This is a genomic window from Nitratidesulfovibrio sp. HK-II (assembly GCF_003402415.2).
GTDB lineage: Bacteria > Desulfobacterota > Desulfovibrionia > Desulfovibrionales > Desulfovibrionaceae > Cupidesulfovibrio.
Map to the genome: position 1 here is coordinate 3,466,975 of NZ_AP036014.1, position 24,959 is coordinate 3,491,933.

Below are 24,959 nucleotides of genomic sequence, written 5' to 3' on the forward strand. Positions count from 1 at the left end.
TTTACGCCCCACCCGTGGCGATGGCGCGCATGCGCTGCATGAGCAGCGGGACGCGTCCCTGGCTGGCCGGGTCAGGCGGCAGGTAGCTGGGCAGCGCGTCCAGAAAGTCGTCATCGGCCAGCAGTGAGGCAAAGACCGTGGCAAGGTAGCCGCGCACGGCGACGTCCGCAGCCAGGACCTCATCCAAGATGTCCGGTCGGCCATCCAGCACGGCCACCAGGTCTTCCATGTCGTGGCTGGTCAGGTAATCGCCATTACCCCGGCCCCGGTAGGCTTCCAGCTTGGTGGCCAGAAAATACACCGGGCCGACCACCCGCAAAGTCACGCCGTCCACGGTCATGCGCACGGCATGGCGCAGTGCATCCGCATACCAGCGGTTGGAAAAGCCCAGGATGGCCTCGTCCGTGGGCATGACGTCGAGCAGCAACGCTCCGTGCCGCCAGCGGCACACCACGCCCATGTCCTCCGCGAAGCCGCGAGCCCGCAGTCGGTCGGCCACGCGGTAGTAAGCGGCACGGGTGACCGCCTCCACAATGACGTCCACGTCCAGCGTGGGGCGTACATCCGGGGCCGCCGGGTCGGTCAGCAGCAGGGCCACGCTGGCCCCGCCCACGAAGGCCACTTCGTCCACAAGGTCGCCCATCAGACGCGCGGCGTCCAGCACATGCCCGATGTTATGCAGACGGCGCATCATCACCATCCGGCTCCTTGCGCAGCAGCGCGGCCAGCAGTTCCGTCGCCCGCTGCTGTTCGCGCGCCCGCCCGATGCGGATGGCATCGAGCAGGCACAGGGCATCGTACAGTACATCGCCGGGTCGGGCGATGTCCGGCACGGAACGATACAGCGGCGTCAAGGCCACGCCCCGATTCTCCCCCGTGGGGTGAGGCCAGACGCATACCCCAACGTCATCCAGGTTCTGCGCGAATTCGGCGCGCAACACGGGCGCGGCAAATGCCGTCAGCACCCCGCGCGTCACCGTGCCGATGTCCGGCGGAAAGGCGTACTTCACGCCATGCACCAGAAATTCTTCCAGCGCCGCACGCACGGGCCTGCGCCGGTTGGCGTCATAGAGGCGGGCGTATGTGGCACGCTTGATGGAACTGTGGACCATGGACATGCTCATGCCCAACGCCACGCCCAACTGGTCGTAGGTCCAACGGGTACGCCGCGCCACTGAAAGCTTGAGCATGACGAGTACATCTTGCGGGAGCAGGTTCATGTGCATTCCATATTCTAGATTCTAGAATATCGCAAGCTCCTCTCTGAAAATTACTGCCCCGCTACCCCCATATCACTTCCAGAACAAGGACCGGGGGACCGCCCGCGCGGCCCCCCGGAATTCATGCTGCTCGCTGTGCCGAGGCAATCGGCATTCGGAGGGAGTTTGTTCTCCGGCAAGGAAGAGATGTGGGCCGCGAGGGAGTGTGCGTCAGCCGTTACACGAGCAACGCGAGTATTACGGATGGCGACCGCACAGCGCGCTTTTGGTACGTGACTGAAGCGGAACGCATCTCTGACGCAGCCGGAGGGCAAAATACCCCGAATGCCTATTTTTCAACCACAACCCACGGCAGCCCGTGCGTGTTCAGGGCGTCCATGAACGGATCGGGGTCCAGCTGTTCCATGTTGTACACACCCTTGCCGGACCACTTGCCGGTCATCATCATCATGGCGCCGATCATGGCGGGCACGCCGGTGGTGTACGAAATGGCCTGAGACCCCACCTCGCGGTAGCATTCCTGATGGTCGCACACGTTGTAGATGTAGACGGTCTTGGGCTTGCCGTCCTTCACCCCCTGCATCAGGCAGCCGATGCAGGTCTTGCCCTTGGTGCGCGGGCCAAGGGATGCCGGGTCGGGCAGCAGCGCGCGCAGGAACTGGATGGGCACGATCTTCTTGCCGTCGTGCTCCACTTCGTCAATGCGGGTCATGCCCACGTTTTCCAGCACCTTCAGGTGGTTCAGGTAGTTGTCCGAAAAGGTCATCCAGAACCGGGCGCGCTTCAGGCCCTTCAGGTTCAGCACCAGCGATTCCAGTTCCTCGTGGTACATCAGGAAGCACTTCTTCGCGCCGATGCCGTCCGGAAAGTCGTAGTTCATGGACCACGACAGGGGGTCGGTTTCCACCCATTCGCCCCGTTCCCAGTAGCGGCCGCGCGCGGTCACTTCGCGGATGTTGATTTCCGGGTTGAAGTTGGTGGCAAAGGGGTGGCCGTGGTCGCCCGCGTTGCAGTCGATGATGTCGAGCACGTGCACTTCGTCCAGCAGGTGCTTCATGACGTAGGCGCAGAACACGTTGGTCACGCCGGGGTCGAAGCCGCTGCCCAGAAGGGCCATCAGCCCGGCCTTCTCGAAGCGTTCCTGATAGGCCCACTGCCACTTGTACTCGAACTTGGCTTCGTCCAGCGGCTCGTAGTTGGCGGTATCCAGGTAGTGCACGCCGGTTTCGAGGCAGGCGTCCATGATGGTCAAGTCCTGGTACGGCAGGGCGATGTTCAGCACCATGTCCGGCTTGTACGCGCGGATCAGCGCCACCAGTTCGGGCACGTTGTCGGCATCGACCTGGGCCGTTTCGATGGTGCGCCCGGTGCGGGCCTTCACGTCCGCGGCAATGGCGTCGCACTTCGACTTGGTGCGGCTTGCCAGCATGATTTCGGAAAATACGGAGGGAACCTGCGCGCACTTGTGGACGACCACGCCGCCCACGCCGCCAGCGCCGATGATGAGGACACGTGCCATGACGCACTCCTTTGCGCACCCCGCCCGCCCCGAACACCCATGCCCGGAAACGCGCGACCGCGCGACACTGCTGTGGTTATCCCGAACGGCCAGCCCCACACCATGGGACGGCCCCGCTTGTTGCCTGTATGTGCCGGTGACCGGCGTCAGCATACCATGCGCTTGGCATGACATGCATCAAGGGTATCCTGCTTCGATGGGATGCGGCGTCTTGCGCTTCAGGCCTTTAGCGATTTCCGCAAAAGCACTACCACGCCCATGGCGACAGTGCGATTGCGGGACGCCCACGGCACCCTCTTCCGAAAGAGGCATCTTGTTCGCTGGCGAGGAAGGCGAGCCTTTCATGCAGGGAGTGTACTCTTATCGTACTCGACCGGAATGAAAGGCGACGCCTGACGAAGCCAGCGGGCAAGAGGCCCTTTCGGAGCGGGTGCCGTTAGCGTTCGAAGTAGGTGTAGCCCCGCAGCCCATCCTCATACGCCTGCATCACCCGGTACCGGTCCGAGGGGGTGATGCGCCCCTCGCGCACGGCCTGTTCCGCCGCCTCGCGGATGTCGTCGATGATGCGGCGGGGGTCGTATTCCACGTACGACAGGATGTCCGCCACGGAATCGCCGCGCAGTTCGCGCACGAATTCGTAGCTGCCGTCCTCGTGCACGCGCACCGAAACCACGTTGGTGTCGCCCAGCAGGTTGTGCAGGTCGCCCAGGGTTTCCTGATACGCCCCCACCAGGAACACGCCGAGGTAGTATTCCTCGCCGTCCTTCAGGGGGTGCAGGTCCAGGGTGCCCTTCACGCCTTGCGGGTCGATGAAGTGGTCGATGCGGCCGTCACTGTCGCAGGTGATGTCGGACAGGATGCCCTGGCGCGAAGGCAACTCGTTCAGGCGGTGCAGGGGCACCACCGGGAACAGCTGGTCGATGGCCCACGAATCGGGCAGCGACTGGAACACGCTGAAGTTGCCGTAGTAGATGTCGGCCAGGGCCACGTCTATCTCGGCAAGATCCTTGGGCACGTGCTTCAGCTTCTGCTTCTCCTGGGCGATGCGCTTCATGATGGCCCAGAAGTAGCGTTCGCCAAGGGTGCGTTCGCGCAGGGTGATGCGCCCGGTCAGGAACTGCTGGCGCACTTCGTCGCGGTAGTACACGGCGTCGTTGTAGCATTCCTGCAGGTTGCGCAGGGTAAGACCGGCCAGCGCCTCGCGCATGTTGCGCACGGGCTCGGGGCAGTCGTCGGGCAGGATGTCGGGCAGGTTGCCGATCTCCACGCGGCTTACGTCCAGGATGTTGAACAGCAGCATGGAGTAGTAGGCCACGGTGGCGCGGCCCGATTCGGTGACGATGTGCGGATGGGCGATGCCTTCCTCGTCGAGGATGTTCATCACCGCCTCGATGATGTCCGCGCAGTATTCGTCCAGGCTGTAGTTGCGGCTGCTCACGTAGTTGGTGTGCGAGCCGTCGTAGTCCACGGCAAGGCCCCCGCCAAGGTCCAGGTAGCCCATGGCCGCGCCTTCGGCCACCAGTCCGCCGTAAATGCGGCAGGCTTCCATGACGGCGGCGCGGATGTCGCGGATGTTCGGCACCTGCGACCCCAGGTGGTAGTGCAGCAGCTGGAAGCAGTCGAGCATGCCGTGGTCCTTCAGCAGGTCCACCACGTCGACGATCTGCGCCGTGGTCAGGCCGAAGGTGGAGCGTTCGCCGCCCGAATCGGTCCAGTGGCCGCCCGCCTTCACGGACAGCTTGGCGCGCACGCCGATGAGCGGGCGCACGCCAAGGCACTTGGAGCGTTCGAGGATAAGCGGCAGCTCGCTGGCCATTTCCAGCACGAAGAAGCACTTGTAGCCCATGCGCACGGCGTGCAGGCCAAGGTCGATGAACTCCTCGTCCTTGTAGCCGTTGCAGACCAGGCAGGCCTCGTGGTCGCGCAGTTGCGAGACGGCGGCGATGAGTTCGGCCTTGCTGCCTACCTCCAGCCCGTGGTGGTAGCGCGAACCGAACTGGGCGATCTTTTCGACCACCTGCTGCTGCTGGTTGACCTTGATGGGGAAGATGCCCCGGTATTCGCCCTTGTAGCCGAGCGACCCGATGGCCTTGCGGAAGGATTGGTGAAGACTGGTGATCTGGGAATCGAGAATGTTCTCGATGCGCAGGAGCACGGGCATGTCATAGCCGCGCTCCCGCATGCCCCGGATGATTTCCGGGATGCTTACGGCAGGACCGCGGTTGTCTCCGAAAGGATAGACCACGACATCGCCGCTGGCGGCGACATCGAAGTACCCGGCACCCCAATTGCGGATGCCATAGAGCTCAGCGGAGTCTTCGACACTCCACTGCTGCAGCGTACGGTTTCTTGCCAATTCCCGAACCTCATACATACCCCGTTTACAGGTGCATGCCACGGCGCCGCCATTGCGGCGGGCCGACCAGAGCCTCTCTCTTCCCCCATGCGCGGGTGCAGGGCAGGGGCGCGCACGCGTTGGAAGAGTGGCACTATCTATTGATAGCGGGGGGCCTTGTCAACGGTATTTTGCCCCATTTCTCGCGATTGTCACAGCACCCCGCCATCATTGGGACCGCACGATGCGCACCGCGTACCCGGTGGGCGTTTTCCCCCATTTTGCGGTAGGGCACGAGGCGAGATGGCGCTGGCCGCTGACAGCCCCCCACCGCTGTGGTATGCGGAGAGCGTATTTCGCGAAAATGATATCCGATACAGACTAAAGGAAAATCGAAATTCCGCCGTAAAGCAGAGGTCGGCCCGGTCGGATGTCCTGCCGCATGGCCGACAAGGATAGCCGGACATCTGCCGGATGGCTTCCGGAAACCGTCCGATCACCGCCTGATGGCGAATGCACGCCGGGCGGTCGGCAGCAGGCGCGGACACTGCCGCGCCCGCCTGCACGCGGCACGGCTCCGCGACGGTCCCGGCCCGGCCTTGCGGCCAGCGTTCGCACTCCACGGTTTCAATGTTTCCAAGGTCCCATTCCGGGTAGCGCGTGCGGCACGTTCGGGGAAACGTGCGGGGAGGACGCCGTTGCCCGCCCCCCGCTACCGCACCCTGCGTTTCCCCTCACGCATGGAACAAGCCGCCCGACCTTCGCCAGCGCTTCGGCGCGCGTTGCGGGCATGCGCGGCGTTGCCCGCCCGCCCCCTTCCACGAGAGGCACCAGTGATCGACAAAAGCAGGCTGCACCGCTGCGTGAACGCCCTGCTTGCCAATGGCCTGCAGGAAAACGCCGACCCGGAGACCGCGCGCGTCACCGGGGTGGCGAACCTGTTCTATGGCGTCACGGCGTTGTTCGCCTCGGTCATGGGCCTCCTGGACTTCGCCCAGGGGCAAACCGCCTTCGTGCTGTTTTTGCTGGTGCTGCTGGCGCTTGCCCTGTTCGGGCTGTTCTGGGTGCGCCGCACCGGCCGCCACGTGCTGCCCAGCACCGCGCTGGTGGCGGTGTTGTACTGCCTGTCGCTGTACCTGGTGGCCCACGGCGGGGTGGAGGGCAGCGGCTTCGTGTGGCTGTTCATCTTTCCGCCCGTGGTCATGCTGACCTTCGGCCTGTCCATCGGCATCCTGCTGATGGGGGCGCTGCTGGCCGGGGTGGCGGCCATCCTGTTCCTGCCGGGCGATCCCTTCCTGTACGCCGACTATTCGCAGGCCTTCCGCATCCGCTACATGGTGGCGCTGATCTGTTGCGGCATCTTCGCCGGGCTTGCCGAATACACCCGGCGGCACACCCAGCGCCTGCTCATCCTGCTTACCCAGCAACTGGCCGAAAGCGCCCGCACCGACGAGTTGACCGGCCTCGCCAACCGCCGCGCCCTGTGCGAGCGGCTGGAATACGAGCAGGTGCGCGCCCGTCGCACCGGCCGCCCGTTGTCCATCGCCATCTGCGACATCGACCACTTCAAGTCGGTGAACGACTGTTACGGCCACCAGTGCGGCGACCAGGTGCTGCAAACGGTGGCCGGGATGCTGCATGACAACCTGCGCCACCAGGACACCATCTGCCGCTGGGGCGGCGAGGAATTCCTGCTGCTGCTGCCGGAAACCGACGAGGCCGGTGCCGCCCGGCTGGCCGAAAAGCTGCGCGACCAGGTGGAACGGATGGAATACTCGTACCACGGCATCCCGGTCAGCGTTACCCTGTCCTTCGGGGTGCACACCTGCGGCCCGGAAGGCGACATCGACTACCACATCCGCAAGGCCGACCAGAAGCTGTACCTGGCCAAGGAACAGGGCCGCAACCGGGTGTTCGCGGGGGAAGTGCCCGACATCTTCCTGCCCGAGGGGTTGTTGCTGGAAGAAGAGGAAGCCTAGCGTCCTTCCGCCCCCCGCCCCCCCCCTGCCCGCCCCGTCCGCCCCGTCCGCCCCGTCCGGCGCTTTCCGGACGCTTGCCGCAGCCTCTTTCCATTTTCCGTCAGACCATCCTGCCGCATGCCTGCCGGTGCGCGGCGTTCCGCATGGTTTGCTTTCCGGCCGGAACGCACGCGGGCCGCGAAGGTTTCCCCTCGCGGCCCGCTGGTCGTTTTCAGGATTCCGCGCCGTGCGCTACACGCCGCCGCGCGCCAGTTCCAGCAGCGTGCGCACGGCAAAGCCGGTGCCGCCGCTGGGGCAGGTGGAACTCTTCTTGGCCGTGTAGGCCGGACCGGCGATGTCCAGGTGCGCCCAGCGCACGCCCTTGTCCACGAACTGCTTCAGGAACAGGGCGGCGTTGACCGCGCCGCCCTCGCGCGCGCCCACGTTGGCCATGTCGGCCACGTCGCTCTTCAGGTTCTCGAAGTACATGTCCCACAGCGGCAGGGGCCAGAAGCGGTCGCCCACCACGTCGCCCACCCCCCGGATGCGGCCGGACAGGTCGTCGTCGTTGGCGAACACCGCCGCCACGTCGGTGCCCAGCGCCACCACGCAGGCCCCGGTCAGGGTGGCCAGGTCCACCACCACCTCGGGAGAATATTCGCGCTGGGCCCAGGTCAGGGCGTCGCACAGCACCAGCCGCCCTTCCGCGTCGGTGTTCAGGATTTCCACCGTCTTGCCGGACAGGGTGGTCACGATGTCGCCGGGGCGGGTGGCCCGGCCGTCGGGCATGTTCTCGGTGCAGGGCATGACGCCCACCACCCGGCGGGGCACGTCGGAGCGGCCCAGCGCCTCGAACATCCCCAGGATGGCCGCCGCGCCCGCCATGTCGCCCTTCATCTCGTGCATCTTGGCGGCGGGCTTCAGGCTGATGCCGCCCGTGTCGAAGGTGATGCCCTTGCCCACCAGCACCAGCGGCTTCTGGTCCTCGGTGCCCTTGGGGGCATGCTCGATGACCACCAGCCGGGGTTCCTCCTCGGCCCCACGGAACACAGAGGCAAAGGCCCCCATGCCCATGTCCGCCAGTTCGGCGCGGCCCAGCGAACGGGCCTTCATGCCGTACTTCTTCGCGATGGCCTCGGCCTGTTCGGCCAGGTGGCCGGGGGTGACGAAGTTGGGCGGGCCGTTGACCAGGTCGCGCGCCAGGGTCACCCCGGCGGCGGCCGCCTCGCCCCTGCGGGCGGCGGCGTGCAGGTCGTCCGGCACCGAGGCTTCGGCGCACAGCAGGGCCAGCCAGCGCGGCTCGAAGCGGGCGTCTTCACCGGTTTCGGAACCGGCGTTCCCGCCCCCGTTGCAGTTGCCGTTGGTCTTGAACCGATCGTAGCGGTACAGGCCCAGCAGCGCGCCGCACACGGCCTCCTCGAAGGGGGACCATGCAGGGGCCGCATCGCCAGTCCCCGCCACGCGGGCCAAGGCCACCGCATCAACAGCCACCGTCTCTATCTTCAGCTCGCGGCAGCGGCGCAGGGCCGCGCCCGCCGCCGCGCGCAGCCCGGTCGGGGCCGTGGCCGCGAACGCCTCGCGCTTGCCAAGCCCCGCCGCGATCACGCGCGGCACGGCCAGGTCCGGGTGCCCGTGGAACACGGCAACCTCGTCCTTCTTGCCCCGAAAATCGCGCACCGCCGGGGCAATGCCCAGCCACGGCGCGGCCTCCAGCAGTTCCGGCGCCCCGTCCGACAGGGCCTCGCCCTCGAACAGGAACACGATCACCGCATCCGCACGCCACTGGGCTGGACCGCCCACCTGAAAGCGAATGTCCACGTCACACCTCCATCACGCGCCTCTCCGGCGCGATTCATTCAGGATAATCCTTGTCAGAGAAAGAAGGAACCGGGGGAAGGAACCTTTTGATAAAGGTTCCTTCCCCCGGACCCCCATCCTCCAAAACTTTTCATTCGGGTTGTTGCAATGGCACCCGGCACAGGCAACCCGTGCTACGTCCCGATTATCCACAATGAAAACGTTTTGAGGGAAGGAGGGGGGGTTCCTCCCTCCCCGCTTCACGTGTCCCCTCAACGCATTAAAAATCCAAGCCGTACGTATCAATAAACTGCCCAATGCGGGCGCGCGCGGCCTGCATGCGCTCGCGCAGTTCCACCTTGTAGGCGGCAAGATCCAGCTGGCGGCGCGCCACGCCGGTGCGCATGGCGGCTTCGGCCACGGCCGGGGCCACCCACTCGATGACGCGCGGGTCCAGCGCCTTGGGGATGATGTAATCCACCCCGTAGGACAGTGCCGCAAGGCCGTAGGCGGCCAGCACGTCGGCGGGCACGGGTTCGCGCGCCAGCGCGGCCAGGGCGCGCGCGGCGGCCAGCTTCATCTCCTCGTTGATGATGGTGGCGCGGGTGTCCAGCGCCCCCCGGAAGATGAAGGGGAAACCCAGCACGTTGTTGATCTGGTTGGGGTAGTCGGAACGGCCCGTGGCCATGATCACGTCGCTGCGCGCGGCCTTGGCGTCCTCGTACGAGATTTCGGGGTCGGGGTTGGCGCAGGCGAAGATGATGGGGTTCGGGGCCATGGCGCGCACCATGTCCTGCGTCACCATGCCGCCCACGGAAAGGCCCAGGAAGCAGTCCGCGCCGCGCATGACCTCGGCCAGGCTGCCGTGGTCGCGTTCCTGCGCGAATTCCAGCTTCTGCGGGTTGAGGTCGGTGCGGCCCTTGTGGATGAGCCCGCGCGAGTCGAACATGAACACGTTGCGGCGCAGCACGCCGAACGATTCGAAGAACCGGGTGCAGGCAATGGCCCCCGCGCCCGCGCCGCTGACCACCAGCTTCAGGTCCTGCGGCAGACGGCTGGTCATTTCCAGCGCGGCGATGAGCCCCGCGCCCGAGATGATGGCCGTGCCGTGCTGATCGTCGTGGAACACCGGGATGTTCATCTGGCGGATCAGGGTCTGTTCCACCTCGAAGCACTCGGGGGCCTTGATGTCCTCGAGGTTGATGCCGCCGAAGGTGGGCTCCAGCATCTTCACGAACTCGATGATCTTCTTGGGGTCCTTCTGGTCGATGGACAGGTCGTACACGTCCACGTCCGCGAAGATCTTGAACAGCACGCCCTTGCCTTCCATCACCGGCTTGCCCGCCAGCGGCCCGATGTTGCCGAGCCCGAGCACCGCCGTGCCGTTGCTGACCACGGCCACCAGGTTGCCCTTGTTGGTGTAGTCGTAGCCCAGCGCTTCGTCGGCGTGGATGGCCCGGCACACCTCGGCGACGCCGGGGGTGTAGGCCATGGAAAGGTGCTTCTGCGTGGCGCAGGGCTTTACGGGCACCACCTCTACCTTGCCCTTGTGGCCGTCAGAGTGGTAGCGCAGCGCCTCTTCCTTGGTGAACAGGGCCATGAATGCCTCGCTTGTCGTTGACGGTGCGGATAAACGGAACGAAATCTCACCCGCGACGGACCCCGCGCTCACGTGCCGCGCCGAAGGCTTTCCCCGGCTTGCGGCGGGCCGCTTGCGTGCGACCGCGTCGCGTTGTCCTTGCGACCAAACCACGTTGTCCTCGCGTTCGGGCAACGTAGTGCAGCCGCGCATCCAATGCAAGCAGCGCCCACCCCGCTTGCCGCGCGGAACGAACCGGGATAGTTTCAGGAATGGTCCACCGTCGCCTGCTCTCGCCCCTCATCCTGCCGGTGTACTCGTTCGCGGCCACCATTCTTGCCGGGGCCGCGCTGCTGTACATGGGCGTCAGCCTTTCGCCGTCCGTGGGCGAAGAAGGGCTTTCCTTCGTGGACGCGCTGTTCACCGCCACCTCCGCCGTATGCGTGACCGGGCTTACGGTGGTGGACACGGGCTCCACCTTCAGCCTGACGGGACAGTGGATCATCCTGCTGCTCATCCAGCTCGGCGGCCTCGGCATCATGACCTATTCCAGCCTGCTGCTGTTCCTGCTGCGGCGGCGCGTGTCCCTTACAGACCGCTTGGCCGTTGGCCAGGCCCTGATGCACGACGCCTCGTTCCACCTGGGGCGGTTTCTGTACCGGCTGGTGCGCACCATCGTGTGCATCGAACTGGCGGCGGCCTGCCTGCTGTACATCTTCGCGCCCACGGGCATGGGCGCGTTCGGGGCGCTGTTCCATGCCGTTTCGGCCTTCTGCAACGCGGGCTTCGGCCTGCGTCCGGACAACCTGATGCCGTGGCAGGAACACGCCGGGGTGAGCCTGGTCATCATGTTCCTGATCGTGGTGGGGGGCATAGGCTTTTCGGTCATCGACGAGTTGCTGGGGGCGGCGCGCACCAAGCTTTCCGGCAAGCCCTACCGCCCGCTCAGCCGCCATACCCGGCTGGTGCTTTCCACCACTGCGTTCCTCATCGTGGTGGGGGCCGCGCTGATCTGGCTGGCCGAATACTTCAGCGACTACATCGGGCTGACGCCCACCGGGCTGGTGTTGCCCGCCTTCTTCCAGTCCGTCACCTGCCGCACGGCGGGCTTCAACACCATGGACATCTCGCGGCTGACCGATTTCACCCTGATGGTGATGATCTGCCTGATGTTCGTGGGCGGCTCGCCGGGCTCGTGCGCGGGCGGCATCAAGACCACCAGCTTCCGGGTGCTGGCCGGGTTTGTCGAGGCGCAGCTGCGCGGCAGGCGGCAAAACGTGCTGCTGGGCCGCGCCGTGGACGCGGCCACCCAGTCCAAGGCGCTGACCCTGTTCCTGTTCGCCATCATCGTGGTGACCGTGGGCACCATGGTGCTCAGCCTGACCGAAGGCGGCGTGGCCCCCCACACCCATACCCGGTTCCAGCAGCTGGACCTGATGTTCGAGGTGGTTTCCGCCTTCGGCACCGTGGGCCTGACCACCGGCGTCACCCCGCACCTCAGCGTGCCGGGCAAGCTGCTGATCACCCTGCTGATGTTCATCGGCCGCATCGGCCCCGTCTGGCTGCTGGCCACCCTGCAGCACCTGCAGAGCGAACCCAAGTTCCGCTGGCCCGAGGTGGACTACCCCATCGGGTAGCCCACCCGCGCGCTGGCGGCACGCCCGGAGCATACCATGGTCGACATAGCGAAAAAATTGGAAATCGGCATCGTCGGGCTGGGCAAGTTCGGCTTGCAGCTTGGCCGCACCCTGACCGAGATGGGCCATACCGTGGTGGGCCTGGACACCGGCGAGGCCCGCGTGCGCCTTGCCCAGGACGCGCTGGCCCAGGTCTACCAGGCCAACGCCGCCGACATCGCGGTATTGCAGCAACTGCGCTTCCAGGACCTGGACATCGTGTTCGTGAGCGTGGGCGACTCCATGGAGACCTCGCTGCTGGTGGTGCTGAACCTGCAAGAGCTTGGCGCGCGCAAGATCGGGGTGAAGGCGGCCTCCATCGAGCACCGCAAGGTGCTCACCCGCCTTGGCGTGGACCTGGTCATCCTGCCCGAACACGACGTGGCCACCCACGTGGCCCACCGGCTGGCCAACCCCGGCATGCTCGACCTGCTGCCCCTGGGCGGCGGCGTGCTGGTGCAGGAACTGATCGTGGACAAATGGGCGGGCCGCACCCTGCTGGACCTGAAGCTGGTCAACGACTACGGGGTGATGGTGGTGGCCGTGAAGCCCGCAGGCGGCAAGGAGTACCGGTTCGTGCCGCAGGCGCACGAGACGCTGGACCGGGGGGATGCGCTGGTGGTCATCGGCAAGCAAGAGGATGTGTTGCGGCTGGCGCCGTAGGTGGGGGGGGTGCCGCAGGGCGGTGAGGATGGGGAGGCGTGGCGCGTTGATGGGCGCGGCATTTACGAAGACGGTCCTACGCTTTTGACCACGCTCGATTTCGTTATGCCTCCGGCGGTGGGGAATGAGAGGGGGCGCACGCTGCTGGGCACGGCCTCTACGAAGACAGTCCTGCCCTGCTGAACGCGCTCGATTTCGTCATGCCTCCGGCGGGGAATAAGAGGGGGCGCGCGTTGCTGGACACGGCCTCTACGAAGACAGTCCTGCCCTGCTGAACGCGCTTGATTTCGTCATGCCTCCGGCGGGCAAGGGGCCATTGAGCGATGGCCCCTTGCATCCCCGCGCTCCAGGGGGGCTTCGCCTCCCCTGGACCCCCGACGTTTCTTGCGCGGCGTCCCTTCGGCGGCAGCTTCCCTTCGGCGCAAGACGCCTCCGGGTGATCTGCCGCCGGTGACGCCAATGCGCGCGAATCTCTCGTTGTCCAAATGACGCATGGGCGTTCTTCCAACCCATATCCTGCACCGCATTCCCGTGCCGGACAGCTTCCCTCCGGCGCTGACGCGCCTTCGGGCGATCTGCCCGGCGGAATGCGGATGTGCACTAATCTCCCGGTACCCTCATCGCAGTCGGTCGCCTTGCCCCATGCCTTCGTTGCGACGCATGTGCCGCCGTCAAAGCCCGGCGTCACACGCTTCTACGCGCGGCACCTTTCCGTTGGGCATAATGACGGACAATTCCCGGGGCTTGGCCTGCTGCGCTGGCGCAAACAGCGAACGACCATTGTCTGTTGCCCTCCCTTTCGACCAATGCGCCACCCCATACGCAACCTTGATGTGGTGTTGCGCGTCCGCAGCCGGAGATCACCGCCGAGGCTTTGCGAGGTGGAAGCTCCGGCGTTGCGGATGCGCGCCGCAGACGCACTGGAGATAAAGGCACCCACGCTACACAGTGACGACGAGAGCCACGCGCACATACGCATTCTAGCCGCCAGATCACCCGAAGGCGCTTTGGCCGAAGGGAAGCTGGCGGCGAAAGAATGCGGTGCAGGATTACGTGCGGTTAAAGGCCCCCGTGCCGCATAAAAGCGTCGGGAGATTCGTGCGCATTGGCGGCACCGGCGGCAGATCGCCCGAAGGCGCTTTGCGCCGGAGGGAAGCTGTCGCCGAAGGGACGCCGCGCAAGAAACGTCGGGGGACCAGGGGGCGGAGCCCCCGGAGCGCGGGGGTACAGGGGGCCGCCGCTTAGCGGCCCCCTGTCCGCCGGAGGCATAACGAAATCGAGGGCAACCAACAGGGCAGGACTGTCTTCGTAGAAGCCTCACCCCTCAACGCACGACATCTCTTTCTCTTCCCCCCGGAGGCATAACGAAATCGAGCGCCCTCAACCGCGCACAACAGTCTTCGTAGTGGCCGCACCCGACAAGGCACAACCCACTTCAACGGCTACGCCCTGTTCGTAATGAACACCCCACACGTCACCAGCGCAGCCCCCATCAGCAACGACACGGGCAGCGCCTCGCCCAGCATGGCCCACGCGCAGACGATGGCCGTCAGCGGCACGAAATTGATGAACACCCCGGCCCGGCCCGCGCCTATCTCCTTCACCGCCTCGTAGAACCAGGTGAAGCCCAGCACGGTGCCGAACACCCCCAGGTACGCCACGGACACCCACAGCGCCACGGGGTACTCCGGCAGGGCCGCGCCCATGCCTTCGCGCAGGGCGAACGGCAGCAGCATCACCGTGCCCACGGCGCACGACCAGGTTACCGCCGCCAGCGGCGACAGCGCGCGCATGACCACCTTGCCCAGCAAAGAATACGCGGCCCAGCTGGCCAGGCAGCCCAGCAACGCCATGTCGCCCCACGACAGGGCCGACGAAAACAGCGTCAGCGGGTTGCCCCTGGTGATGGCGATGACCGCCCCGCTCACCGACAGCAGGATGCCCGCCAGCTTGCGGCGCGACAACGGCTCGCCCAGGAACAGCGCCGCGCCCACGGCGATGGCGATGGGGTTGTTGGTGACGATCACCGCCGCCCGGCTGGCGGGCACGGTGGCAAGACCGGTAAAGAACAGGGCGTTGTAGGCGAACACCCCGGTGGCCCCCAGCAGCAGCACCCCGGCCCACCCGTGCATGCCCCACGTGGTCAGGCGCGGCAGCGCGCCTTCGCGCTTGCGCACGTACCAGAACAGCAGCCCGGTGGCCACGGCAAAGCGCAGAAAGGCGGCGGAAAAGGGCCCGGCATGGGCGGCGGCGATGCGCCCGGCGACAAAGGTGCCGCCCCAGAACACGGTGGCCAACATCAGCTTGGCGTACAACAGCATGAACGACTCCCGCGAGCGTGAACAAACGCGGCGGCGCGGGCGCACGGTGCGCGGGGCTCGTCGCAGGACACAGAAAATAACGCTGCAACGCCGCAACCGCGAACTGTGGGACCACAGCATGTTACAGCATCACGAGACCTGTAACACCCCGAGATTGCGGCACGTTGACACGTGCGGCGATATACGGGAAAAACACGGTACTGTCGAGATACCGCACCCACGGTTTGCCCGGCAGCCCGTTGCACGACGGGACACACCGAAAGTTGCCCCAGGGCCGCGCCCTTGCGCCGGGCAGGACGCGACCCGCCACGACCTTCCGTGGCACGCAACCGCAGGAGGACCATGACCCGACGACACCACCTACGACATCTGACGACCCTGCTGATGCTCTGCGCGCTGGTCCTGACGGGCCTGCCCGCGGCGGCCAGCGAAGCGCCCGCCAAGCGCGGCCGCGCCTCGTGGTACAGCGGCGACCTGCACGGCAAGAAGACCGCCAGCGGCGAAGTCTACGACATGAACGCCCTGACGGCCGCGCACAAGACCCTGCCCCTCGGCACCGTGGTCCGCGTGACCAACCTCTCCAACGGCCGATCCGTGCTGGTCACGGTGAACGACCGGGGCCCCTATCGCGGCAACCGCGACATCGACGTCTCCTACTCCGCCGCGAAACAACTGGGCATCGTCAAGCCGGGCAGCGCCGCCGTGCGCATCGAGGTGCTGGGCGACGCCAGGGGCCGCCCCCTGGACCCCGACAGCGCCTACTTCGTGCGCATCCGGTCGTACGCCAGCAAGGCCGAGGCCGAGCGGCTGGTCCGCAGGCTGGAACGCGAGGGCGAAGCCGCCGCGCGCGTCCGCGCACGCACCGAAAACGGCCGCAAGCGCTGGATGGTCTGCGTGGGCCCCTTCCGCGATTTCGACGACGCGCGCGCCCTGCGCCGCCACCTGATGCAGCGCCACGCCGACATCGACATCGTGGCCGACCGCGCCCGCGACTGACCGCCGCGCCGCGTTCCGGTCGTCATCGTCCGCCCCCCGCCTTCGCCCGCTTCTTTCCCCTCCCGGCGCAGGCTTCCGCCATGACCTGTCGCGCCTTCCGCGAACGGTCACGAATGGTTACGCCCGCGTGACGCAACGCCGCGCCGTGCCCAACGACTTCGCACGGGCCGCGAGGCCACGCGCCCGTGGCGCAACCAGCGTGACCCGGCCATTTTTTTGTGGATAATTTCCGCGCAGCTTGGCAAGCTTGGGTGAAACGCATCGTCAACACCATCCGCGCAACCCACAGGGAACTGGCGTCCCATGCTGCAACGTCCCCCCCGCATCCTCACCATCGACGACGACATCAACGTCCGCTCCAACCTGGTCGCCTATCTTGAAGACAGCGGCTTCGAGGTGTTCGAGGCGGAAAACGGCCGCCGCGGGCTCGAGGTGTTCGCCGAACACGCCCCCGACCTCGTGCTGGTGGACCTGCGCATGCCTGTCATGGGCGGCATGGAAGTACTGGAACACCTGCGCGCGGAAGCCCCGGACGTGCCGGTCATCGTGGTGTCCGGCGTGGGCGTGCTGGAAGAGGCGGTGGAGGCCCTGCGCCACGGCGCGTGGGACTACGTGACCAAGCCGGTCACCGACATGCGCGTGCTGGAACACGCCGTGAACAAGGCGCTGGAGCGCGCCCGCCTGCTGGAGGAGCGCAAGCGCTACCGCGAGCACCTCGAACAGGAGGTGCAGGAACGCACCCGCGAACTGCGCGAGATCAACGAACGGCTGGTGGAATACCAGGCCCTGCTGCAGGAGAAAAACCAGTTCCTGGAGGCGCTGGTGGAGGGCATGCCCAACCCGGTGTTCTACAAGACGCTGGAGGGCAACTACATCGGCTGCAACCGCGCCTTCAGCAAGCTGATCGGGCGCACGCCCGAAGACATCGTGGGCCGTTCGGTGCACGAAATCCTGCCGCAGGAGCTGGCCTGCCGCGTCGACGAGTCCACCCGCCGCCTCGACAGCGCCGACGACGACGGCGCGGGTTACTCGTGCATGATCGACCTGCGCGACGCCGACGGCGAGGACCGGGTGCTGGTGCTGTACAAGAGCTATTTCCGCGACCGCACCGGCCAGCGCGCGGGCGAGGTGGGCACCTTCCTCGACGTCACCGAGCTGAAGCGCAAGGAAGCCCAGATCGTCCACCAGGCCACCCACGATGAACTGACCGGCCTCCCCAACCGGGTTGGGCTGCGACAGCGCATGGAAGATCACGCCCGCGCTGGCGGGCCAGCCGCGCGGCTGGCCGTGCTGTATCTGGACATGGACAATTTCAAGACCGTCAACGACAGCCTGGGCCACGCCGTGGGCGACGAACTGCTGCGCGCCGTGGCGGGCCGCCTGGTAGGCATGGCCCCCCGGCGCGAAATGGTGGCGCGTCTTGGCGGCGACGAGTTCGTGATGCTGCTGCCCCTGTCGCCCGACGGCAACGGCGAGGCGGCCGAGGCGGAATCGACCCGCATTCACGAGGCGTTCTCACGCCCCTTCAACGCCGCCGACCACGAACTGTACGTCATGCCCTCCATCGGCATCAGCGTGTCGCCGGACGATGGCCGCGACCCCGCCACCCTGCTGAAGAACGCGGAAATCGCCATGTACCGCGCCAAGGAACAGGGCGGCGCGCGGTTCCTCCGCTTCACCCAGGCCATGAACGACGACGTGACCCGGCGGCTGGCCATTGAAAAGAGCATCCGCAAGGGGCTGGAAAACGACGAATTCGTGGTGTTCTACCAGCCGCGCGTGGACATCATGGCCGGGCAGGTCACCGGCATGGAGGCGCTGGTGCGCTGGGCGCGGCCCGACGGCACCCTGGTGCCCCCGCTGGAATTCATCCCCGTGGCCGAAGACACCGGCCTGGTGGTGGCGCTGGGCGAACGGGTGCTGCGCGACGCGTGCATCCAGACCCGGCGCTGGACCGACGAACTCGGCCCCCTGCGCATTGCCGTGAACATCTCGGCCCGTCAGTTCCAGCCGGACCTGCTGGACCGGGTGGAGGCGGCGCTTGCCGAATCGGGCCTGCCGCCCTCGCAACTGGAACTGGAAATCACCGAAACCACCATGATGCGCGACCTGCCCACCTCGGTGGCCATTCTGGAGCGGCTGGCGGAACGGGGCATCTCCATCGCCATCGACGATTTCGGCACCGGGCATTCCTCGCTGTACTACCTGAAGAATTTTCCCATCGACACCATCAAGATCGACCGTTCGTTCGTGCGTGACGTGCCCGGCGACGAGGGCGACGCCACCATCGTCTCCACCATCGTCACCATGGGGCGCAACCTGTCGCTGAACGTGGTGGCCGAAGGCGTGGAAACCGACGATCAGCTCGACTTTCTGCGCGCCCACGGCTGCCGCGAGGTGCAGGGCTACTACTACAGCAAGCCCCTGCCCGTGAACGGCTTCGAGAAGTGGATGCGCGAGGCCCTGGCGGTGGGCGGCAAGAAATAGGAGATCGCACCGAAACGCCCGCGCAGGCGGGCAAAGACGACACGTAAAAAACGGGGGCCGGATGCGACAGCATCCGGCCCCCGACTCATTGCATCGTCTGGTGCCGTGGAGAAGAAAGGCTAGACTTGGCCTCGCCCCAGGGTGAGCATCCTCGGCATGCCGCGCGTGGCCTGGCGGTAGCCGCACAGGCGCTGCGACTCGCGGCGGGACTGCTGCAGCTGGGTGCGGATGTTGTCGTGCAGCCTGCGGGCTTCCTCGGTCAGACGGCCCTGAAGGCATTGCAGGCGCTGCAACTTGTCGCGCAGGTCGTCGAGGGCGGCCGGGTCGCGGCGGCTCCAGGCCATCTCCACCAGTTCCGCCCGTTCGCGCGAGGAGGATTCGGCGGCGTCCACGTCGCCGGACGCGAGGGCGCCCAGTTCGCGCTCGCCCAGTTGCAGGGCCATGTCGAGCAGGGAAAGGCTGTCGGCCATGGCGGCTACCCCTTGCTGGCCTGGCGGATGTCCTCGCGCAGGGCCTGGATGACCTTCTTCCAGGTTTCGCAGGCGGGCAGGAATTCGTATTCCAGCAGGTCCGCCAGCAGAATCCAGTCCTCGTTTTCCAGCACTTCGGTCATTTCGCCGAGCAGGTCGGAAAAACGTTCCACGTTGTCGCTGAAATCCTTGGTGACGCGCAGCGAAAACTCGTTGCGCAGCACGCCGATCATGCCCATGAAGTCGCGGGTCACTTCCAGCAGGTCCTGGAACATGTCCAGCGCCTCGGCGTCGTCGGCCTGGCGGAACAGGGTGGCCACCTGGCGCGAGCCATCGGTCATCACCTGCACCACCTTGTACAGTTCGCGGGTGATGTTCACGGCCATTTCGCCCACGGGCATGCTGCGGATCTCGACGGAGCGGATGTCGCGCTGCTCGATGTCCTCGGCCTGGTGGGGATAGATTTCCGAGAACGCCTCGTCGTTGACGAGCACGTCGGTGACCACGCGGTTCTCGAGGTAGCTGCCCTCCATCACCTTGACGAGGATTTCTTCGAGATTCGCGAAGTTTTCCAGCTTGATATCGGCCTGGCGGCCATCAATTACGATCATGGGGTCTCCCTCCTGCATCCCGGCACCGGGAAATTTTGTCACGTCCGCCTGCAATAAAGCAAAAAGCGGGCCATGCACCGGGAATCAAGCTCCGGCATTGGTCATGCGCCATACGGCGGACGGCGTGAGAAGAAAACGGAGAGGCGACGGAAAAGCGGGGGGAGGGGCGTCAGGCCGAAGCTTCGAGATGGGCAAGCCACGCGCGAACCAGGCCACGATAGGCCGCCGCCAGCGCCAGCACGGAATCCAGCGTGCCGCCGGCCCCCTGCGACTCGCACAGCCACAGGTGACCAAGCACGTTGAACAGGCCGCTGTTGTCCCACAGCGCCTGCACACGGCCCACGGTGCCGAGAAAGCGCGACTTGGCCATGTCCGAAGGGCGCACCTTCAGCAGGCCGCCCTGCTCGCCCATGAGATGCAGCAGCGCGTCCGCCTGGCGCAACTCGTCCACGGCGCGGGCGCGCACCGCGTCGGTCAGGGCGCAGGGGCCTTGCGGCGGCCAGAGGGAATGGCCTGGACGGGGCTCCCCCGTCTGGCCCGCCGGATGCGGGGTCGCAGGGTGGGAGCCAGAAGGACATGGGACCGCCCGGTCAAGAAACTGACGATAGAAATGGCGTTGCAGGCGAATCCAGCGGGTGCGGTCGTCCCCTTCGTGCCCGGACAGCGAGACAAGGTCCATGAACCCGCGCCCCGGCATGGGAAGAGAGGCATTGGAGATGGCGGTGGGGTCCGTCTCGCGCAGGGTGCGCCACACCCGCGCCTCGCGGGGGGCGTTCGCCAGGTCAGGACCGTCCAATGAGTCCGGCGCGTCAGGCGCGCCCGCAGGTTCGGCCGCCGTGGGCCAGCCGCCCGTGGACAGATGGTGGCGGGCCAGATCGAAGACGATATCGGCGGAAATGACGTGGCGGCAACGCTCGGCGTGCGGACAGGGCGCGCCGAACGGGCACGGGTGGCAGTCCAGCGCGGGTTCCAGGCAGCAGCAGTCCTCTCGATAGGGGCCGGTGTCCCACGGCTGCGCCGTGGCCAGAAAGATGGCCAGCACCGGCACGTCCAGCCCGGCGGCCAGGTGCATGGTGCCGGTGTCGTTGGTGACCAGAAGACGCATGTGGCGCAGGGTGGCGGCCAGTTGCGGCAGGCTGGTGGCGCCGATGAGGTCGATGCACGGAACCTGGTCCGCGCCGGTGGTTGCGGCGTCCTCCGCCAGCGCGGCGCGCAGCCGTTCGCCCAGCGTGCGTTCGCCGCCCGCGCCCAGCAGTACGGGCACCAGGCGCAGTTCGCGCCACAGCCGTGCGGCCAGCGCCGCGAAGTGGGCCACCGGCCAGCGGCGGCGTTCCTCGCTGGCGCCAAGCTGCATGGCCACGTACCCGGCATGGTCCGGCGGCGCGGCCTGCGCCAGACGCGCCCCGGCTTCCGCCAAGGCATCCGGCAGCGGCCCGCGCAAGGCGTATACCGGGTCGACCCCGCCCACGCCCGCCGCCATGCGGAACAGATCCACCAAGTTGAACGGGCTGCACCCGCGCTGCCGGGTAGAGGCTTGCAAGAACGCCGACCACGGGTCCGCGTTGACGCCGAACCCGAACGGGTCCAGCCCGAAACCGCGCAGGTCGCCCCCGTCTCCCCCGCCCTCGCCGTTGCCCGCCAGCAGACGCGCCAGCAGTCGGCCGCCCAGCGTGGCCGTAAGGTTCAGCACCGCGTCATGGGCATAGGCGGAGCGCAGCCGGTTCGCCCATGTCATCAGCCCAGCCGTGCAGACCCGCCAGTCGCCGCCGGGCTGCACGCCCGCCAGCAACGCCGAGCCCGGCAGGGCGGCCACGTGGTCCACACCTTCCAGCAGCGCCGCCGCGCCCGCGAAGTTCTCCAGACACACCAATCCCACCCGGTGCCCCTGCGCGCGCAGGCCATGCACCACCGGCTGCGTTTGCAGCAGATCGCCGAAGCGGGTCAGGTTCACCAGCAGGAGATTCATGGCGCATCCTTACCGTGTGCAGGGCCGAAAGGAAACGGGGAGAGGCGGGCATCGGACTGGCGAAGCATGAGGACCACGCGCGGATCAGCCAACTACCACGTGCTGATGGCGCTTGCGCACGACAGGATTTTCGTTCTCCGGCAAGGAAGATGAGTCTTTTGCGAAGGGAGCGTACTCTTTCGTACGTGACCGGAGCAAAAGGCGAAATCTGACGATGCCGGAGGACGAAAAGACGGAGTGCGCTAGTCGGCCACCACGAAGTTGACGGCAAACTCACCCTTCAACTTCTCACGCATGCGCTCGGCCTCGCTCAGGGTGCTCCACGGCCCCACCTGGACGCGCCAGAAGCGGACCATGTCGGCCCAGTACATGCGGGCGTTCCAACCCTGGCCCTGCAGGCGCGTCACCAGGCGGCTGGCGTTGTCCTTGTTGGCGAAGGCCCCCACCTGCACGTAGAAGCGGCCGGTCATGTCGCCGTCCTGCAGGCCGGGCACGTCGCCCACGGATTCCACGCGCACCCGCGCGGTGCCGGGGCCCAGCATGCCGATCTGGTTGGCGGCGGTGTTGGTCAGGTCGATGATGCGGTCGCCCACGAAGGGCCCCCGGTCGTTGACGCGTACCGTGGTGGACCGGCCGTTCTGCAGGTTGGTCACCTTGACCACGGTGTTGAACGGCAACAGCTTGTGCGCGGCGGTCAGGCCGTACATGTCGTAGATTTCGCCGTTGGCGGTCTTGCGGCCGTGAAAATCCTTGCCGTACCAAGAGGCCACGCCTTCTTCCGAAAACCCGTGCGCCGAAAGCAGGGGATGATAGGTCTTGCCCAGCACCGTGTAGGGCTTGGCGCGCGGCCCCTGGGGCTGGCCCTTGGGATACTTCACGGACTGGTCCGACGGCGGCGCGGAAATGCGGCGCGAACCGGAGCCGCAGCCCGTGGCCAGCAGCGCGGCAAGCAACAGCAGCACGATGATGCAAACGGAACGGGACGGCGCGAAACAAAAGGGGCGGGGACTTTCGAAGGGCATCAAGGCTCCGTCGGGTTGCGCCGGATACGGCGGGTGCGGCGGCCATGAGCGAATCATGACGCAATCGGGCGGCAGCGGAAACCGGCAGCTCTGACCGGCACGACACGCGGGAGCAACGGGCCGACCACAAAGCTCCGGGCATGGCGTGCCGGGCACGGCGGACGTGACGCGCCGTGCGCTGTCCGGACTGTTACCGAAAACCGGCGCGCACGCAACTGCTTGCACATCCCCCAGCCATGGAACGCAGCAGGCCGCGTCGTCCGCATCCCCGTCCCGCTCCGGGTCGTCCGCTGCGGTCGGCAGCCCGGCACGACGGCATGGCGCGGTCGCCCGCAGCAGTCGCCCCCTGCCGCGAAACGGACAGCCCGTCTGTTTCGCGCCGCCCCGTTCCGTGCACTGGGCTGCCATGCGCCACGGCATCCGGCCCCGACGGACACGCCTGGCCGAATGCCACGAACGAAAAAAGGCCCGGAAGCGTCACCGCTTCCGGGCCTTTCCAATAGGTAACTATTCGTCGGAATCGCTGTCCACCACGTCCTCGATGGCCTCGGCCTGGCGGAGCAGTTGCTCGATCTGGATGTCCGCGCCGATGATCCCGGTGATCTCGTCGTTGTCGTCGGTCACCGCCGTGGACACGGTAAGGATCAACTGGCCGGTGAACTGCGACTGGTACACGTCGGTGATGTGCAGTTCGCCGGTCTGCATGGGCCGGATGAACCAGGCGCGATTGGAGAAGTCGAAGCCCAGCGGCAGCTGTTCGTACTTCGACTTGTACGCCGGATCGGTGATGGCGGCGGAGAGCAGCTTGCCCTCCTTGTCGGTGAGGTACAGGTACTGGATGAACGGGTACTCGCGCACGAAGTCGCGCATGCACGGGTACTTGTCCTCGCCGCCAAGGCCGGTGATCTGGCATTCCTGGGCCAGCTTGATGATCAGGTGCGCCGAAAGCTCGCCCGCCAGCTTCTTGATCTGGTCGAATTCCGAGGCGAACAGCTCGGGCATGAAGCGCCGCACCAACGCCTTCATTTCCTTGTTGGAGAAGGAGGTGTTGCGGCCCTTTTCATAGGCGTCCATGATCTTGGTGTAGATCTTGCCCACGGCCGGGTGCTTCTTGGACACGTGCCGGTCCTCGGCCAGGCCCAGGTACTGGTTGATCCAGTAAGCCACCCCGGCGCGACCCGACTTGTCGGTGATGATGATGGGCACCGGCCGGTTCAGGATCTTGCGCGTGTCGAAGATGTTGTAGATTTCCTCGTTCTTGGCCAGGCCGTCCACGTGGATGCCCGCGCTGGTGGCGTTGAAGTCCTTGCCCACGAACGGGTAGTTGTCCGGGATGCGGTAATCCAGTTCCTTCTCGAAGTATTCGGCGATCTCGCTGATGACGCGGGTGTCCGCCGCGTCGTCGTCGCCGGTCAGCGAGATGTACTCGATCACCAGCGCCTCCAGCGGGGTGTTGCCGGTGCGCTCGCCAAAGCCCAGCAGCGTGCAGTTGACGCCCGAGCAGCCGTACAGCCACGCGGTGGCCCCGTTGATGAGCACCTTGTGGAAGTCGTTGTGGCCGTGCCATTCCAGCCACTGGCCGGGCACGCCGCCTTCGTCGGTCATGGCGCGCACGATGCGCGGCACCGAGCGCGGCAGGGTGGCGCCGGGGTACGGCACGCCGTAGCCCATGGTGTCGCACAGGCGGATCTTGACCGGCTGGCCGCTCTGCTTCGAAAGGTCCATCAGCTTGCGCGCGAAGGGCAGGCAGAAGCCGTGGATGTCGGCGCGGGTGATGTCCTCGAAGTGGCAGCGCGGGGTGATGCCCCATTCCAGCGCCTGTTCCACCACGCGCAGGTAGTTTTCCATGGCCTTTTCGCGGTCCAGGCCCAGCTTGAGGTACAGGTGGTAGTCCGACACGCTGGTCAGCAGGCCCACTTCCTCGAACTCCATGTCCCGCGCGATCTTCAGATCGTTGACGTTGGCCCGGATCCACCCGGTGACGCGGGGGAACTTGTACCCTTTGGCCCGGCAGGCCTCGATGGCCTTGCGGTCCTTGTCGGAGTACATGAAGAACTCCGAGGCGTGGATGAGACCGCTGCGGCCGCCCAGGCGGTGCAGCATGTCGAAGATGTGCACGATCTGCTTCACCGTGTAGGGCGGGCGGGCCTGCTGGCCGTCGCGGAAGGTCGTGTCCGTGATGAACATCGGCTCCGCCGGGCGCGGCATCAGGAAGATGTCGTCGAACTCCACGCGGCTGATCTTGGAATAGGGAAAGATCTCGCGGTACAGTTCGGGGTCGTCGCGGTTCTCCAGCCTCACGCGGGAGGAAGCGCGATGAAGATGCAGCAGGCTCATGG

The 24,959-nt window shown here is 66.4% G+C and carries 17 protein-coding genes; 5 read left to right on the top strand and 12 right to left on the bottom strand.

The annotated features are described in order from the left end of the window. Position 1: 1 nt before the first annotated feature. From RVX_RS14650 to speA, 4 genes are all read right to left on the bottom strand, one after another. On the bottom strand, positions 2-694 hold the full coding sequence (locus tag RVX_RS14650) for a hypothetical protein (RefSeq protein WP_420192359.1): 693 nt from the start codon (positions 692-694) through the stop codon (positions 2-4). After that, complete coding sequence (locus RVX_RS14655) at positions 675-1,190, bottom strand: hypothetical protein (protein WP_230404804.1); 516 nt, start codon at positions 1,188-1,190, stop codon at positions 675-677. The genes RVX_RS14650 and RVX_RS14655 overlap by 20 nt, the downstream gene beginning before the upstream one ends. Positions 1,191-1,548: 358 nt before the next feature. Beyond that, on the bottom strand, positions 1,549-2,739 hold the full coding sequence (locus tag RVX_RS14660) for a saccharopine dehydrogenase family protein (RefSeq protein ID WP_116307939.1): 1,191 nt from the start codon (positions 2,737-2,739) through the stop codon (positions 1,549-1,551). Between the two features lie 436 nt (positions 2,740-3,175). Next, positions 3,176-5,095 (bottom strand): biosynthetic arginine decarboxylase, encoded by a 1,920-nt coding sequence (gene speA / locus RVX_RS14665; RefSeq protein ID WP_172596666.1) that lies wholly within the window; start codon positions 5,093-5,095, stop codon positions 3,176-3,178. An 812-nt stretch (positions 5,096-5,907) separates the two neighbouring features. Between speA and RVX_RS14670 the strand changes: the two genes are divergently transcribed. Then, complete coding sequence (locus tag RVX_RS14670; RefSeq protein ID WP_116307941.1) at positions 5,908-7,053, top strand: GGDEF domain-containing protein; 1,146 nt, start codon at positions 5,908-5,910, stop codon at positions 7,051-7,053. Positions 7,054-7,284: 231 nt separating this feature from the next. Here the strand turns inward: RVX_RS14670 and RVX_RS14675 are convergent, their stop codons facing one another. Further along, positions 7,285-8,850: a leucyl aminopeptidase gene (locus tag RVX_RS14675; protein ID WP_116307942.1), complete on the bottom strand. Its 1,566-nt coding sequence runs from the start codon at positions 8,848-8,850 to the stop codon at positions 7,285-7,287. 259 nt (positions 8,851-9,109) lie between these two features. Further along, complete coding sequence (locus RVX_RS14680; RefSeq protein WP_116307943.1) at positions 9,110-10,429, bottom strand: malic enzyme-like NAD(P)-binding protein; 1,320 nt, start codon at positions 10,427-10,429, stop codon at positions 9,110-9,112. Between the two features lie 251 nt (positions 10,430-10,680). On the opposite strand from RVX_RS14680, the gene RVX_RS14685 reads away from it, so the two are divergent. Together RVX_RS14685 and RVX_RS14690 are read left to right on the top strand one after the other, a co-directional pair. After that, positions 10,681-12,045 (top strand): TrkH family potassium uptake protein, encoded by a 1,365-nt coding sequence (locus RVX_RS14685; RefSeq protein ID WP_116307944.1) that lies wholly within the window; start codon positions 10,681-10,683, stop codon positions 12,043-12,045. Positions 12,046-12,081: 36 nt separating this feature from the next. Next, the gene (locus tag RVX_RS14690; RefSeq protein WP_116307945.1) at positions 12,082-12,747 is read left to right on the top strand and encodes a potassium channel family protein; all 666 of its coding nucleotides are present in this window, start codon (positions 12,082-12,084) and stop codon (positions 12,745-12,747) included. Positions 12,748-14,189: 1,442 nt separating this feature from the next. Here the strand turns inward: RVX_RS14690 and RVX_RS14695 are convergent. Continuing rightward, positions 14,190-15,068 (bottom strand): DMT family transporter, encoded by an 879-nt coding sequence (locus RVX_RS14695; RefSeq protein WP_116307947.1) that lies wholly within the window; start codon positions 15,066-15,068, stop codon positions 14,190-14,192. A 342-nt stretch (positions 15,069-15,410) separates the two neighbouring features. Between RVX_RS14695 and RVX_RS14700 the strand changes: the two genes are divergently transcribed. Both RVX_RS14700 and RVX_RS14705 read left to right on the top strand, forming a co-directional pair. Further along, positions 15,411-16,064, top strand: a complete 654-nt coding sequence (locus RVX_RS14700; RefSeq protein WP_116307948.1) for a septal ring lytic transglycosylase RlpA family protein — start codon at positions 15,411-15,413, stop codon at positions 16,062-16,064. A gap of 303 nt (positions 16,065-16,367) precedes the next feature. Further along, positions 16,368-18,551 (top strand): EAL domain-containing protein, encoded by a 2,184-nt coding sequence (locus RVX_RS14705; RefSeq protein ID WP_116307949.1) that lies wholly within the window; start codon positions 16,368-16,370, stop codon positions 18,549-18,551. Positions 18,552-18,670: 119 nt separating this feature from the next. Here the strand turns inward: RVX_RS14705 and RVX_RS14710 are convergent, their stop codons facing one another. From RVX_RS14710 to RVX_RS14730, 5 genes are all read right to left on the bottom strand, one after another. After that, the gene (locus RVX_RS14710; protein ID WP_116307950.1) at positions 18,671-19,021 is read right to left on the bottom strand and encodes a hypothetical protein; all 351 of its coding nucleotides are present in this window, start codon (positions 19,019-19,021) and stop codon (positions 18,671-18,673) included. A 5-nt stretch (positions 19,022-19,026) separates the two neighbouring features. Further along, positions 19,027-19,632 (bottom strand): hypothetical protein, encoded by a 606-nt coding sequence (locus RVX_RS14715; RefSeq protein ID WP_007524218.1) that lies wholly within the window; start codon positions 19,630-19,632, stop codon positions 19,027-19,029. A gap of 169 nt (positions 19,633-19,801) precedes the next feature. Continuing rightward, positions 19,802-21,598: a glycosyltransferase family 9 protein gene (locus tag RVX_RS14720; protein ID WP_116307951.1), complete on the bottom strand. Its 1,797-nt coding sequence runs from the start codon at positions 21,596-21,598 to the stop codon at positions 19,802-19,804. A 242-nt stretch (positions 21,599-21,840) separates the two neighbouring features. Then, the gene (locus RVX_RS14725; RefSeq protein ID WP_116307952.1) at positions 21,841-22,620 is read right to left on the bottom strand and encodes a septal ring lytic transglycosylase RlpA family protein; all 780 of its coding nucleotides are present in this window, start codon (positions 22,618-22,620) and stop codon (positions 21,841-21,843) included. A gap of 507 nt (positions 22,621-23,127) precedes the next feature. Beyond that, positions 23,128-24,957, bottom strand: coding sequence for a cache domain-containing protein (locus tag RVX_RS14730; RefSeq protein WP_116307953.1), 1,830 nt, complete (start codon positions 24,955-24,957; stop codon positions 23,128-23,130). Positions 24,958-24,959 lie beyond the last annotated feature (2 nt).

Excerpts from the sequence above, each read along its gene's own strand:
- RVX_RS14650 (WP_420192359.1), bottom strand. The coding sequence starts at position 694 with ATGATGCGCCGTCTGCATAACATCGGGCATGTGCTGGACGCCGCGCGT.
- RVX_RS14700 (WP_116307948.1), top strand. The coding sequence starts at position 15,411 with ATGACCCGACGACACCACCTACGACATCTGACGACCCTGCTGATGCTC.
- RVX_RS14730 (WP_116307953.1), bottom strand. The coding sequence starts at position 24,957 with ATGAGCCTGCTGCATCTTCATCGCGCTTCCTCCCGCGTGAGGCTGGAG.
- RVX_RS14725 (WP_116307952.1), bottom strand. The coding sequence starts at position 22,620 with ATGCCCTTCGAAAGTCCCCGCCCCTTTTGTTTCGCGCCGTCCCGTTCC.
- RVX_RS14655 (WP_230404804.1), bottom strand. The coding sequence starts at position 1,190 with ATGCTCAAGCTTTCAGTGGCGCGGCGTACCCGTTGGACCTACGACCAG.
- RVX_RS14680 (WP_116307943.1), bottom strand. The coding sequence starts at position 10,429 with ATGGCCCTGTTCACCAAGGAAGAGGCGCTGCGCTACCACTCTGACGGC.
- RVX_RS14690 (WP_116307945.1), top strand. The coding sequence starts at position 12,082 with ATGGTCGACATAGCGAAAAAATTGGAAATCGGCATCGTCGGGCTGGGC.
- RVX_RS14685 (WP_116307944.1), top strand. The coding sequence starts at position 10,681 with ATGGTCCACCGTCGCCTGCTCTCGCCCCTCATCCTGCCGGTGTACTCG.
- RVX_RS14710 (WP_116307950.1), bottom strand. The coding sequence starts at position 19,021 with ATGGCCGACAGCCTTTCCCTGCTCGACATGGCCCTGCAACTGGGCGAG.
- RVX_RS14715 (WP_007524218.1), bottom strand. The coding sequence starts at position 19,632 with ATGATCGTAATTGATGGCCGCCAGGCCGATATCAAGCTGGAAAACTTC.
- RVX_RS14720 (WP_116307951.1), bottom strand. The coding sequence starts at position 21,598 with ATGAATCTCCTGCTGGTGAACCTGACCCGCTTCGGCGATCTGCTGCAA.
- RVX_RS14705 (WP_116307949.1), top strand. The coding sequence starts at position 16,368 with ATGCTGCAACGTCCCCCCCGCATCCTCACCATCGACGACGACATCAAC.
- RVX_RS14660 (WP_116307939.1), bottom strand. The coding sequence starts at position 2,739 with ATGGCACGTGTCCTCATCATCGGCGCTGGCGGCGTGGGCGGCGTGGTC.
- RVX_RS14695 (WP_116307947.1), bottom strand. The coding sequence starts at position 15,068 with ATGCTGTTGTACGCCAAGCTGATGTTGGCCACCGTGTTCTGGGGCGGC.